Genomic DNA, 13,252 nt, shown 5'->3' with positions numbered 1-13,252 from the left:
CTTATGGAACATCGGGAAGAATCACCAGCCGGTAAGGAAGCCAAGAGGACACAGGCCAACCCGGAAAACCCGGAGACTTTTGAAAATCTTAAAGTAACCAGGCCTAAAGATGTGGCTGTAGGATTTCCGGCGGTGGTTTCATCTATGAAACACGTGTTCGGTGAAATGGGGCCTGCCCGTGGCATGAAAGCCTTGTTGAACCTGAACCAAAAGGGAGGTATAGATTGTCCCAGTTGCGCCTGGCCCGACCCGGACGGACACAGGAGTGCTATCGGAGAGTACTGCGAGAACGGGGCCAAGGCCATAGCCGAGGAAGCAACTACCAAGGCAATTTATGCCGATTTTTTTGCCAGATATTCTATAGTGGAATTATCGGAACTCGATGATCTTCGCATCGGAAAAAAAGGGCGTTTGGCGGAACCCATGTATTTACCCGAAAACGGAACACATTACCAGCCTATCTCCTGGGAAGAAGCTTTTCAGGTTATGAACAGGCACTTAAATGCACTGGACTCTCCGGATGAGGCTACCTTCTATACGTCGGGCAGGGCCAGTAATGAGGCGGCTTTTCTCTACCAGCTGTTTGCCCGCGAATACGGAACCAACAACCTGCCCGATTGCTCCAATATGTGCCATGAAAGCAGCGGGGTGGCGCTTGGCGAAAGCCTGGGTATCGGTAAAGGCTCGGTGACGCTGGAGGATTTTTACCGGGCAGAGGTCATTATCATTTCCGGGCAGAACCCGGGGACCAATCACCCGCGGATGTTGAGTGCCCTGGAAAAAGCTAAACGGAATGGTTGTACTATCATATCTATCAACCCGTTACCGGAAACGGGACTTATTGCCTTTAACAACCCCCAGGAAATAGGGGGGATGCTGGGTATAAAGCAAAAGCTGACCGATGTTTTTCTCCAGGTCAAGATCAATGGCGACCTGCCGCTGATGAAAGCCCTGATGAAGTTGATGCTCGAAGCGGAGAGAAAACACCCCGGAACCGTTTTTGACCGCGATTTTATACGGGAACACACTTCCGGTTATGACGAGTTTATCCGGAATCTTGACGGCTATAACCCGGAAGAGCTGAGTGAAGCCTGTGGTATAGGTATGGAGCAACTCCGGGAGGTAGCGGGTATACTGTGCAAAAAGAGCAAGATCATTACCTGCTGGGCCATGGGGCTTACGCAGCATAAAAACTCGGTAGATTCCATTAAAGAGATCGTCAACCTGCTTTTGCTGAAAGGTAGTATAGGCAAACCCGGGGCCGGGACGTGCCCGGTGCGGGGGCATAGCAATGTGCAGGGCGATCGTACCATGGGCATCTTCGAACAGCCTTCGCAGGAATTACTGGATAGCATAGAAAAGAATTTTGACTTTCACCCGCCGCAGCATCATGGTCTTGATGTGGTCAATTCCATTAAGGCCATGCACGAAGGCAGGGTAAAAGTGTTTGTGGGACTGGGCGGAAATTTCCTGTCCGCTACTCCCGATACGGAGTATACCGCCGAAGCCCTGCGCCGTTGCAAGCTGACCGTACAGGTAAGCACCAAACTAAACCGCAGTCACCTGGTAACGGGTAAGGAAGCGCTTATCCTGCCAACCTACGGCCGTAGCGATATTGACCAGGTCAACGGCGAACGACAGTTTGTAAGCTGCGAAAATTCTATGGGCGTGGTACAGATGAGCGAAGGAAAACTTCAACCCGTGAGCGAACACCTGAAGAGTGAACCGGCTATTATTTGCCATATGGCCAAAGCAGTCCTGGGAACCAGGTCAAAAGCAGACTGGGATAAGTTCCTCACCCACAACGATCATATACGCGATGCCATAGAGGTAACCATACCCGGGTTCGGGGATTACAACAAAAGGGTACGTGAACCGGGCGGATTTTACCTGCCCAACAGCGCCCGGGATAAGCGTTTCCCCACGGATAACCTGAAAGCGAAATTCAACGTGGCCGATGTGGTTCCCGTCTACCTGGAAGAAGATGAATTACTGATGATGACGATCCGGTCGCACGACCAGTTCAATACTACCATCTATGGTTTACAGGACCGTTATCGAGGTATTCATAACGAAAGAAGGATCATTTTTATGAACAGGAAGGATATTGAAAAATTTGATCTTAAAGACCGCGAAGTCGTAGACCTGTTTAACTTCCACGGCGGGAAAGAGCGTATAGCCCGGAAATTTATCGTCGTAGCCTACGATATCCCGGAACAATGCTGTGCTACCTACTTCCCGGAAGCAAACGTACTGGTGCCTATAGATTCCGTGGCGGACAAGAGCAATACGCCAACCAGCAAATCGGTGGTGCTGAAGGTGAGGAAGCATGTGGGGCCGGATATTAGAACTACCGTGTAGGTTGTTGTTGGGGGCAACTATAAAACATGAGGAAGATTTTATAATTTTCTGACTACAATGAAATACTGATCGGAAGTTTTAGGTAACTTCTCATTTTTAAGTATTTCAAAACCCTCAGCTGTTAGCAATCCTTGCAGGTCGGTAACCTCAAAGGATTTGATCCGGGGAACAAATCCCATTCTTCCCAGCATTGACAGGCAACCGCTTAAAACAGGCTTTTCTCCCATACAGGGAGTTACGGATATTATCAAACCACCCGGTTTTAAAAGTTCTTTTATTCTTTGAACAACGATTTGTGTATCTTCTACCAAATGCAGGATATAGGAAGCCAGGACCACATCGAAGGTGCCTGTCTTTAATCCTTTATCAAAAATGGTCGCCTTAGTATATTCAATATTGTGTATTTTACGGGCTTCTGCTTTGGCTTTTGCATTTATTATCATTTTTGATGATATGTCAATGGCATGGACCTTTTTAACGGAACTTGCTATTTCATTGGAAATAATCCCTGTTGCGCAGCCAAAATCCAGGATGATATCGGTTGGCTTTAAACAGCCTTTCAGTTTTTCCGTAATTTGCAGGTATGTTTCCTTATCCTTTTTCTCTTCCCGGTCATAACTGCTCGCGGCCCTGTCCCAGAATTTTTCTGCTTTATATATGGAACTTTTTTTCATTTTAAACGATGTTGAAAAAACACACATCATGTTTTTCGGATGAATTACCTTTTTGATATTTCTTCGTATAATTTCTCTATTTCAGACAGATCAGGTTCTTTTTTCATCCATTTGATTCGTTCTTTCTGCGTATCCATCCATCGGTATAACCAACTGATTCCCCATTTTTTGTAATAAGTATCGTTTTGTTTATAAATGGGGTCCGTTAAAGATTCTTCAAAACCTGTGATATGATAACCTTCCTGCTTTACCCTGTTCAGTATCGTAGGCAGATAGTCTGCATTAATTGCATTGTCGTGACATAAGTAAATATGCTTTACCTGGCGATTGTAGACTGCCTGTGCCATTGCTTCGTAAAATTTGATCAACGCTATAGTCTTTTCAACATATCGCGTACCTATCTTTTCGGCTTTTTCCACTTGCCCGTTATCCAGGTAGTATTGATATACATAGTTGAACATCCAATCGGAGCTTTCTACTGTAAAAGGTGCTGTCACATACCCTTTTGATTTTAATATATTGCTTATTTGCACATGCTGAACCGAATCTTTACCCAGGTCATTAAAAGGAAACCTGAAGTATCTTAAATCCTTGTTGTATTTTTTCGCAAAGGCCCGGGTTAAATCTTCTCCCTTTTCTATATCAATAACAAAACTGTCGGGTCCGACATCCGAATACCTGGAATGACTGTACGTGTGGTTGCCTATAGTGGCCAGGTCATTTTTAATCCACGCATGAAGCAGTTCTTTGTTTTGACCGATCGAATCTGTTTTATAAACCTTGTCTTCGTTTATAAATATGGTAAACGGAACATCCAGGGAATCCAGCAGATTCAGTAAAACCGGGTTAAAATTATCTTCCAGGTATTTTGAGGTATTGGGAACGTCATCAATGGTAATGGAGATCGATTTTTCCTGGGAAAAGGATAGCTGGTTAATAATCAATACTAAACATGCTGTTGTTTTAAATATGTCTTTATGGCATTTCATATCGTTGAGTTTAATCGTTTGAAGAAAAGTTACCTGCCCGTATCTTTTAGTTATTCCCGGTCCTTGATCTTTGCAATGATACTTGTATCTACCCGGTAAATGCCCTGATTACTGGTAAAGAAAAAATACTTTCCGCCCCGGCTGACAAAAGGGACAGGATAACCAAACCGTATGTTTTGAATGTTTTTAATCTGTCCCGAATTTGCCGTTGATCTGTCCCAGTATTTTTTCCGGATCGTACCCGATACCTTTTTTAAAAACCGTTTCGACTTTCTCAATGACAGCAGCATCTTTTTCCAGGTTCCCGTTGAGAATGACAAAATCGGCTCTTTTACCTGCCTGAACAGCTCCTATATCTGTACGTTCCAATGCCCTGGCTCCATTGCCGGTTATGATCTGAACAGCTTCTTCCGTGGAGAACCCGGCTTCTGTAAAAAGTTGATAGTTTCTTTGATCTCCATATCCCGGGAGAACATGCCTACCCGCATCTGCACCACTGCACAAAAGCCCTCCCATTTTATAAAACTGGTATTCAAACTGCATAATCTTTTTTAATCTTTTTTCCCGGGTCAGATCATTTATTTTGCGATCGAAATTTTTTCTTCTGTTCCTGTATTGGTCCACTAAATAGAGGGACATGGCCTTTATTGTTCTTTCATCTGCATATGCCCTGTTGGGTACGCTAGCTTCATATATGGACATCGTAGACGTTAAAAACACATGGTTATCAATCATTAATTGCTGAAGCTTCCTTACTTTGGGGCTGTTAATAATCAGTTCGTCCATGTATTCCCTGCCGCCATTGCAGACACCGGGATCTTTACCAGTTCTGAAATCGCTGGTACTGTTCAATCCGTGTTCTATGCCGTCTATTCCGAGCCTGGTGGCCTCTTCGAATGCTATGGAACATAAGTGCCCCCTGACCTTACCATTGTTTTTATGCGCTTCGTCAAGAATGATTTTCAGATCATCAGGATCCGTATTCCGATAGACTTTAAACCATTTGACACCTTGTTTTATCCAGTGTTGCATGGTATCCCGGATATGCTGTTCACTTCTGGGGATTACCATATTAGGATTTCCTCCTTCTCCTGTAATAAAGGGTGCACTTGTAATAATATCAGGGCCGATCCGGTAGCCCAGGACTATTTGTTTGGCCAGTGCTATTTCCTGTTCCGGAGAAGCTGCTCCGCAGGTTTGTATGGTGGTGACCCCGGAAGCGAGGTATAGTTTTGAAGCCACATTACCAACAAAAGGAAACCCCGGAATATGCAAATGATTGTGCATGCCGATAATTCCGGGAATAATGGTTTTTCCCACCAGGTTTATAACCGTAGCTCCCCGGGGAATATCAATTTCCGCATCCGGACCAATGGCCCGGAAATATCCGTTGTTGATAACCAATGTTTGATTTTCCTTTATTGAGTTTCCCGTGCCGTCAATTATCGTGGCATTGGTTAAGGCCATTATTTCGGTATGGTATTTTACATAGGAAAGAAGACTGTCCGAAAGCTTTTCTTCCTGGTATCGGGTAGCCTGAAGATCGGAATGTGCCAAATGATCCGTTTCCGGTTTGTTTTTGCAACCTGTTATAAAAAACACAAGTGCAAAATAGCTATAACATAAAAGGGTGGTTTTCATTAAATTTAATTGTTGTTGGTTGGCAATTTATATACGTCTGAAACAGGGGGATGTTCGCTTGTGGATTGTCAGAGAGGTGTTTGGTGTATTCTTTTCAGTTGTCAATCCTTTTTAAGATTAGTCGTGAGATGTTGAAGTTTTAATAAATGGTTTATGCCTGTTAAAAGCAGCAATAGTAAGACAACCAGGAATGGGGTTTTGTTTATCTGCAATTCAAAATCCAGCAAAGTGAATTTCGGCAATAATCCCGAATACAATAAAATAAGAGAAACTATCCCGGTTCCTGCAATAGTTAATACCGCATAACGAAACGATGGTATACCGGGCCAATTCGTGAGAGACGGGGAAGCTTTTTCCGCTTCGATTTTCAGCAGTAATTTGTCGGTAAAATCTTCTGAAGTATTTACGGAGCTCTTTCGTACCAGCTCCCTGGCAATTCTTTCTTTCATTTATATTGAATTTATAGATGATTTTTCTGTTAATCGGTTCATTGAAATTGATTGTTTTTCTTTCGCCCTTTTTTTACAATAAATCATTTAACTGGCTTCCCAATAAACCTTTAAGGGCTTGTTCCATGTTCTTCCTTCCCCGGTGCAGGTCCACTTTAATTTTTGAAGGACTAAAGCCCGTGATATCCGCAACTTCTTTCAAATTAAGATCACACAGATAAAAAAGCCTTAAAACAAGGGACTCATCCGGTTTTAGCCTGTTTAAGGCCAGGATCACGTATTTCTTCTGGTCTTTTTCTTTAAGATTCCGAATGGCGGTTTCCTCACCTGTAAGTGATTCATTTGGGTTTATTTCATTTAATTCCAGGTGGATTTTATGGGATTTCAATGCATTATATGAGGTATTGATAACAATACGGTAGAGCCAGCTTGAAAAGGCGGACTTATGCTTGAAATCCCCGGCTTTATAAAAAACTTTCATAAAAGCTTCTTGGAGCACGTCTTCGGCCTTTGCTTTGTCTTTTAGAACAGAGCATGCCAGAGAAAGGGATACATCTTTATACTTATCGACCAACTGCCTGAATGCCTGTGTATCGCCTTCCTTTACCCTGTTAATTAACGCAACGTCCGTATCTGTATTGTTAGCGGTCAAATTTTCTTCTTAAAAAATGAGCAGCTACCAATCCTATAGCACCACAAATTAAAATAGTGCCCCAAACCAACAGGTCTGTCGTGTCTTCCGAAAGCTCCATTGTTGTAAAAATCGTTGAAACCATAAGGCCACCCCCCAGTCCGCCTATAACACACCCCAGATCGATATACTGTAATTTTCCGGAAGTAGCAGGGGATGCGAGACCCTTTTGAATCATTGCTTTTTTGGTCAGGTAGGTATATTTGGCGATAATAAATACCACGACTACTATTCCTGTCATTAATATTAATGCCCCTAATGCGTCTTGATAGTTTTCCATGTCGTATGTTTTGTGTTAAAGATAAAGATACCGGTAAATTATGCTTTTTTTCATATACCATTAAAACTGCGGGCCTAATATTTTGGAAAGGCTTTCCAGGAAAGGCACCATTTTATCGCTGTTTGTAAACACGACCAATCCGTATTTTTGCTTGGGGACAAACATGGCGTAGGCCTGGAAGTCATGGTTGTTTCCGGTGTGTAAGTGCATCGTCCGGTTTGGCGTCTGCTTTTGTGCAAATCCCAGGCCCCAGCCGGTTTGCCCCACCTCTTGTTTTAATGGATTATCTGCTTCGAACCGTGTTTGCTCTTTCAGCATTTCCTCAAAACTTTCCGGTTGCAGCCCCTCTTGCGTTAACATGGCAACGATAAATTTTGCGTATTCACCTGCCTCACTGTGTAAACTGGAATATGCGTTAAAGGTGGAGCCATCCCAATACCCGGGTTGCGGACTATTTGCCGTAGGATTCCCTTTTTTATCATGCCCGTATACTTTATGTTCGGCGAGATAATCATCCCAGACAAAAGTGGTATGTGGCATCTGTAAGGGGATTGTAACTTCATCCCGGAAAATTGCATTCAAATCCGCTTTCCATCCCACACCGTTTTGCATCCCGATTACGGCTGCCAGATATTGATAGGCCTCACCGGAATACATAAAACCTGTCCCGGGCTTAAATGCAAGCTTTATAGTTTGATCATTGGCATGATTTGGAAACCCCGTCTGATGAGCGAGTACCATTCGCGCCGTTATTAGTTTGGCATCTTTTTGAGATTCCGGTGCAATGCCCGGATGTGGCAAATATTCATGAAGTGGTTTATCGAGGTCTATTTTTCCTTTTTCTACCATTTTCAGTACAAAGTAGGCAAAAATCGGTTTTGAAAGAGACGCACCTTCAAAAATACTCTGTTTGTCTACAGGTATCCCGGTCTCATTATTACTCACGCCCAGGGCTTCTTGATACACCACTTCGTTGCCATTGATTATGGCAACGGACAAGCCGGGAATTTTTTCAAGGTCCATTATTCTTTTTATTCCCGATGTAAGTTCCACACTCTTCACGCTTTTGCCATCTAACGTGGTGATGTCTTTGCTTTGTGCACCGGCTTTTAGTATTGTCAAACAACATAGAGCTATGCGTATAGCTTTATATATAGGTAAGCTTTTTAAAATATTCATCTTGTTTTGAATTTATGTAATTATTTACGCTGTCAGGTGAATTCACATCTATTGGACAAGACGACTCTGAAAAAGGTTACAGGAATGTATGGTTTGCACAACAAATCTTATGGAAAAGGCGAAAATAATTATGCGAATCACGGATGTTTGAGCCGATTAGGCTACATAATCGGCTCATGAAGTATAACAGGCGAATAAAAACTCACCTTAATCCAAGGGGCTTGTGGTTTTCCTAAGAAATATTTTGTTATTTTTATATCCTCCGACAGGAATGCCACTCAGGGCAAAAGTGACCTTTACAACTCAAAAGTAAACCATAACCAAGAGTGGCGGTAAAGGCATTTAAGAATGGGATTTTACAGCTTTTTTAACCCGGTAGTTTGAAATATATCTCTATACAGCCTCCGGCATCACTTTCAAAATATGTATCCGGTTACTGGGTACTGGAAGGTAATGCGTCTAAGGCAGAGCCTTTTGTGGAACGGGTAATGGCAGATGGTTTGGCGGCACTGGTATTTCATTACGATGGTGTATTCGACGAATTATTTACGGACAATAGGGCCGAAAAATCCATTATTTCCGCATTCAACGGACCATCGCAACAATTCAGAAGATATTCCATTGACAGGAACTTCGGTATTTTTGGTGTTGATTTATATCCCTATACCATTCCTTATCTCTTTTCTATTCCCGCTACCGAACTAAAAAACAGTATGCTGGATTTAAAAACATTATTGGGTAAGGAAGAGAATGGCCTGGAAGAACAGATCATGTCGGCTAAAGACCTGGAATCCAGAGTAAGCATCGTATCCCGTTTTCTGGAAGATAGGTTACGTAAGGTTAAACCTGTTTCCCCGGGTATCTTTGAAACTATTAACTATATCATCAAAACCAATGGTATCGTTGAAATAGATACGCTTTCGCAACAGAATTTTTTATCCGTAAGACAATTTCAACGAAATTTCAAACAGTTCTCGGGCTTTAGTCCTAAGACCTTTTCACGTATTATCCGATTCCAAAATGCGTTGTCCCAACAGGGGAAATCCGGGAAAACATTAACACATATTGCCCTAGATGCAGGTTATACGGACCAATCTCACTTTATCAGGGACTTCAAGGAATTTTCTGGGTTAACACCAAAAGAGTATTTTTATAAAACCCGTAAAAATCCGGTTTAACGCACCGGAAGTTTTACATTCCTCCTGGTAACAATCGGGATGCCCCGCGGAGACTAACTTCATAATGTCGTATTTATCCAATTTTCAAAAAAACGGCCTGCCTATTTTTGTTTTAGAAATTTAAACGACAGGCATGAGAATTCCCAATGGGCAGCAGGCCCTTATTCCCTGTTTAAACAGGGATCTCTCTATTAAATAAACGGATAATCTTATGAATTTGAAATCGGTATTTCAGGCGGATGTACGCAGAGAATTAATAAGCCGGATTAATTCTTTAACCCCGGAAAGTAAAGCACAATGGGGTAAAATGAACGTCTATCAAATGACCAGACACTGCACCATCTGGGACGAATGGATACAAGGTAAAAACAATGTGGTGTACAAGCAGGATCTTTTGGGCAGGATATTCGGCAAAATGGCCTTGAAAAGCAATGTTAAAAATGACAAACCATTAAAAAGGGGAATGCCTGCCGGTAAAGGTTTTATAATTAAGGAAAAAGAGGGTGATGTGGAAAAACAGAAGAAAATATGGGCCGGTCTTGTTTCGGAGTACGCACACTTTAATAACCCCCGGTTTATCCACGACTTTTTCGGTAAAATGTCTGAAGAGCAAATCGGCATTTTTGTTTACAAACACACGGACCATCATCTGAGGCAGTTCGGATGTTAGTTTAAGTGATTTGCAATAGAAATTTTTAATACAAATGTTCAGGATAACGCAGCAATCCATAGCTGAATTCGCCTGTTCGTTTTCTCTTCGTCCATGTTAACAATGAAAGATCTCCGAAAAAAAATAGCAGTAGCATCCGTTTTCTTTTCATTTGGTTTGGGCTTTGCTTCATGGCCTTCCCGAATTCCCACCTTTCAGGATATGTTGAATTTAAACGATCTTCAGTTGGGGGCTATTCTCTTTACGCTTCCGGCAGGCATTTTCATTTCGCTTCTTGTCTCCGGCTGGCTGATTGCAAAAGCAGGCAGTAGAAAAACTATTGTATTTTCCACGATTCTTTTCTGTATGTCCCTTATTTTAATCGGTATTTCCACATCCATTACCGCAATAGTAGCTGCCCTGTTTGTCTTTGGTATAAATTCCAGTTTGCTCAACATAGCCGTAAATACTCAGGCCGTTTTACTGGAAAAAAAAGATCACAGGAATTACATGCCTTTTTTTCATGGGCTCTGGAGTATTGCGGCTTTCCTGGCTGCTGCGATCGGAGCGATCGCAATTGCTAACCAAATAGGTCCTTCACTTCATTTTATTGTAATTTCAATCGTCTGTCTCGTACTGTCCACCGGTAATTTTCTGTATCTGGTCCGGGATAGTAATCCGGCCAAAGACCAACAACCATTTACATGGAGCGCCGATCCTTTTATCCTCCGAATGGCGGGAATAGCATTCTGTTCTATGCTTATAGAGGGAGCCATGTATGACTGGAGCGGTGTTTATTTTAAAGATGTCCTGAATGTTAAAAGCAACCTGGTCGGAACCGGCTATTCGAGTTTTATGATCTCCATGGCAGGGTCAAGGCTCCTTTCGTCTTTATATATTAACAAATGGCCGATTGCGAACACGCTGTTACTTTGCGGCCTGGTTACGGGCACAGGCCTGGTCTTTGCATTACTGGCTTCAAACCTCTCCGTCGGAATATTGGGGTTCTTACTTATCGGTTCCGGTATTTCACCTATAGTACCGCTACTTTACAGCTCCGTGGGCAAATACGAAAAATACACGGTTAGTAAGACTTTGGCTTTTATTACCAGTATCGGATTTGCCGGGTTGTTAATAGGCCCCGCAATTATTGGCTTTATTTCGGAACTCATAGGGCTAAAAGGGAGTTTTTTCTTCTTGTTGGTTTTGGCTGTTGTTATTCTTTTGCTCTCCCTGAGATTACTGTTTTTCAGGGAAAAAGAAAAAACCTGATTTTTCACCTCTTTTATTTACAAGCGTTGGAGAAGAGGAGGTGTAATTTTGGTGTAAGCGTTTAGTTTCCTTTTTTGACGATTTATTTGGGGAGAAGTAAAGGTGTACGGTTTTGAGAGGGAAAAGGGCTATTTAATGATTTCCATCTTTAGTAAAATTTCGAGTAATATCCTATATTTTGATAATTTTCTCAAATTTTTACTAAGGGTATAGATTTTCGATGTTGAGCCGATTAAATCTTTTAATCGGCTCATTTTTGTTTATTTTTTGATCTGATAAAGCTGTCTGCCTATGTAATCTTTTGGAAGTATAGACTTAAGAATCCATGAAAATGGCTTTTTATTCAGTCATTTTAATTTCAATAGTTTGTCTTTTTTCGGGTGGATTTTTAATACGGATGGTTATTTTAGAATAACTCCACTCATTATTTACCTTGTTAGCCGAAATATCCATACGGGCTTTACCTTTGGACCCGTTTATCCGTATGGTGGAATGTACTGTATTGTTGTTATTTCCGTATTGAACTTGTCCTTCTATGATAGCCATTTTATCAATAGGTTCCATTTCCCCTAACAGATCTTTTACCCTGGGATCTGAAGCTGCTTTTTTAAGCGCATTCTCATAAAGGTCAGTGTCGTTGTAAGCTTGTACTATATCAGAGGTAACTCCGGATGCCCCGGACGAGAAGAAAATATAAATTGCAATTAAAGCCATTCCGCAAGCCGGTGCGAGCCATTTCCAGTTTCGTTTCCACCAACTTTTATGTTCGATTAATTGGTTATCCATTTTTTATTTGACTTAGGGTTGTGATGTGGTAAAAACTTTTTGTTATTACCAACTTTTATGGGAAAGACGATTATGTATGGATTTTGTTACGTGGGGTATTGAAATAGATAAGAATATCTATGCATTTTTGAGCCATAGAAAAGAAATATTAATACGGAAGTTCACAACGTTATTATGAACTCGTTTAAACTTTTTTTAAAAATAAAAAAGGGTTGAAGATATTTGTGTTGCGAAACATACAATTATCAAAACCAACCCTTTATGTACTCTGTACTTGACAAAGATACGATAGAATTGGAAATAGTTCCTTACATACCTAAAACTCATCGAGGATTTGCCCCGACCGTTCCATTGGTTGAGATTGTTAACGCCATCCTCTACAAGCTCAAGACCGGTGTGCAGTGGCATCAAGTGCCTGTAAAAGCCCTTTTTGACAGTAAAGTGCTAAGTTGGCAATCGGTTTACTACCATTACCGGAAATGGTGCTTGTGCGGTTTTTGGAAAGACTGTTGGGTGAGCTTCCTCAACCGCCATAAATCAAAACTTGACCTTTCCAGTGTGGACCTGGATGGCAGTCACACCTCGGCCATCAGGGGCGGGGAACAAGTGGAATACCAAGGCCGTAAGAAGCGCAAAACCACCAATGCCCTATACCTTAGCGAAAGGCAGGGACTACCTTTAGCTATGTCTGAACCTGTTGCCGGCAATCATAACGACCTGTATAACATTGAGGTGCAGTTCGAAGTAGTCACTGGTACTCTGGAAGATGCTGACCTCCGTGTGGATGGGTTGTTCCTCAATGCTGATGCGGGCTTTGATTCCAAGGATTTCCGACAGGCTTGTGCCCAAAAGGAAATCAATGCCAATATCTGTTTCAACAGGCGTAACAGTGACAAGGACAGAGATGACTATTTTGACAAAGAACTTTATGACCAGCGATATGCCATCGAGCGAACCAATGCCTGGATGGACAGTTTCCGGTCATTACTAAACAGGTTTGACACCACCGTGGCAAGCTGGACAGGGTTTAACTATCTTGCTTTTATTGTGTTAGCTTTGAAAAAGTTCAAACCCATCAAAAAGAAAAAAGTTTAAACGAATTC

General features: G+C 42.1%; 13 protein-coding genes. 5 read left to right on the top strand and 8 right to left on the bottom strand.

Translation table 11 applies throughout. The annotated features are described in order from the left end of the window. Positions 1 to 3: 3 nt before the first annotated feature. Complete coding sequence (locus tag ACVBDU_RS00065) at positions 4 to 2,361, top strand: FdhF/YdeP family oxidoreductase (protein ID WP_447177740.1); 2,358 nt, start codon at positions 4 to 6, stop codon at positions 2,359 to 2,361. A gap of 38 nt (positions 2,362 to 2,399) precedes the next feature. Here the strand turns inward: ACVBDU_RS00065 and ACVBDU_RS00060 are convergent, their stop codons facing one another. From ACVBDU_RS00060 to ACVBDU_RS00030, 7 genes are all read right to left on the bottom strand, one after another. Continuing rightward, on the bottom strand, positions 2,400 to 3,062 hold the full coding sequence (locus tag ACVBDU_RS00060; protein ID WP_447177766.1) for a class I SAM-dependent methyltransferase: 663 nt from the start codon (positions 3,060 to 3,062) through the stop codon (positions 2,400 to 2,402). A gap of 17 nt (positions 3,063 to 3,079) precedes the next feature. Next, positions 3,080 to 4,024, bottom strand: a complete 945-nt coding sequence (locus ACVBDU_RS00055) for a polysaccharide deacetylase family protein (RefSeq protein ID WP_447177739.1) — start codon at positions 4,022 to 4,024, stop codon at positions 3,080 to 3,082. Between the two features lie 186 nt (positions 4,025 to 4,210). Beyond that, entirely contained in the window at positions 4,211 to 5,665 is a 1,455-nt protein-coding gene (locus ACVBDU_RS00050; protein WP_447177738.1) for an amidohydrolase family protein, read from the bottom strand. Between the two features lie 101 nt (positions 5,666 to 5,766). Beyond that, on the bottom strand, positions 5,767 to 6,114 hold the full coding sequence (locus tag ACVBDU_RS00045) for a hypothetical protein (RefSeq protein ID WP_447177737.1): 348 nt from the start codon (positions 6,112 to 6,114) through the stop codon (positions 5,767 to 5,769). A 73-nt stretch (positions 6,115 to 6,187) separates the two neighbouring features. Beyond that, the gene (locus tag ACVBDU_RS00040; RefSeq protein ID WP_447177736.1) at positions 6,188 to 6,766 is read right to left on the bottom strand and encodes an RNA polymerase sigma factor; all 579 of its coding nucleotides are present in this window, start codon (positions 6,764 to 6,766) and stop codon (positions 6,188 to 6,190) included. After that, the gene (locus ACVBDU_RS00035; RefSeq protein WP_447177735.1) at positions 6,756 to 7,085 is read right to left on the bottom strand and encodes a hypothetical protein; all 330 of its coding nucleotides are present in this window, start codon (positions 7,083 to 7,085) and stop codon (positions 6,756 to 6,758) included. The genes ACVBDU_RS00040 and ACVBDU_RS00035 overlap by 11 nt, the downstream gene beginning before the upstream one ends. 60 nt (positions 7,086 to 7,145) lie before the next feature. Beyond that, positions 7,146 to 8,207, bottom strand: a complete 1,062-nt coding sequence (locus tag ACVBDU_RS00030) for a serine hydrolase domain-containing protein (protein WP_447177734.1) — start codon at positions 8,205 to 8,207, stop codon at positions 7,146 to 7,148. Positions 8,208 to 8,644: 437 nt separating this feature from the next. On the opposite strand from ACVBDU_RS00030, the gene ACVBDU_RS00025 reads away from it, so the two are divergent. From ACVBDU_RS00025 to ACVBDU_RS00015, 3 genes are all read left to right on the top strand, one after another. Continuing rightward, on the top strand, positions 8,645 to 9,442 hold the full coding sequence (locus tag ACVBDU_RS00025; protein WP_447177733.1) for an AraC family transcriptional regulator: 798 nt from the start codon (positions 8,645 to 8,647) through the stop codon (positions 9,440 to 9,442). Positions 9,443 to 9,653: 211 nt separating this feature from the next. Further along, positions 9,654 to 10,112: a DUF1569 domain-containing protein gene (locus ACVBDU_RS00020; protein ID WP_447177732.1), complete on the top strand. Its 459-nt coding sequence runs from the start codon at positions 9,654 to 9,656 to the stop codon at positions 10,110 to 10,112. Positions 10,113 to 10,214: 102 nt separating this feature from the next. Continuing rightward, the gene (locus ACVBDU_RS00015; RefSeq protein WP_447177731.1) at positions 10,215 to 11,363 is read left to right on the top strand and encodes an MFS transporter; all 1,149 of its coding nucleotides are present in this window, start codon (positions 10,215 to 10,217) and stop codon (positions 11,361 to 11,363) included. Positions 11,364 to 11,702: 339 nt separating this feature from the next. Here ACVBDU_RS00015 and ACVBDU_RS00010 read toward each other — a convergent pair whose 3' ends face one another. After that, positions 11,703 to 12,149 carry a cytochrome c oxidase assembly factor Coa1 family protein gene (locus ACVBDU_RS00010; RefSeq protein WP_447177730.1) on the bottom strand — a complete coding sequence of 149 codons (447 nt, stop codon included), beginning with the start codon at positions 12,147 to 12,149 and terminating at the stop codon, positions 11,703 to 11,705. A 261-nt stretch (positions 12,150 to 12,410) separates the two neighbouring features. On the opposite strand from ACVBDU_RS00010, the gene ACVBDU_RS00005 reads away from it, so the two are divergent. After that, complete coding sequence (locus tag ACVBDU_RS00005; protein WP_447177729.1) at positions 12,411 to 13,244, top strand: IS5 family transposase; 834 nt, start codon at positions 12,411 to 12,413, stop codon at positions 13,242 to 13,244. The last annotated feature ends 8 nt before the right edge of the window (positions 13,245 to 13,252 follow it).

Source organism: Sinomicrobium endophyticum (assembly GCF_052983315.1).
Note: the sequence above shows the minus strand (reverse complement) of the source record. Positions and strands in the feature narration are given on the sequence as shown.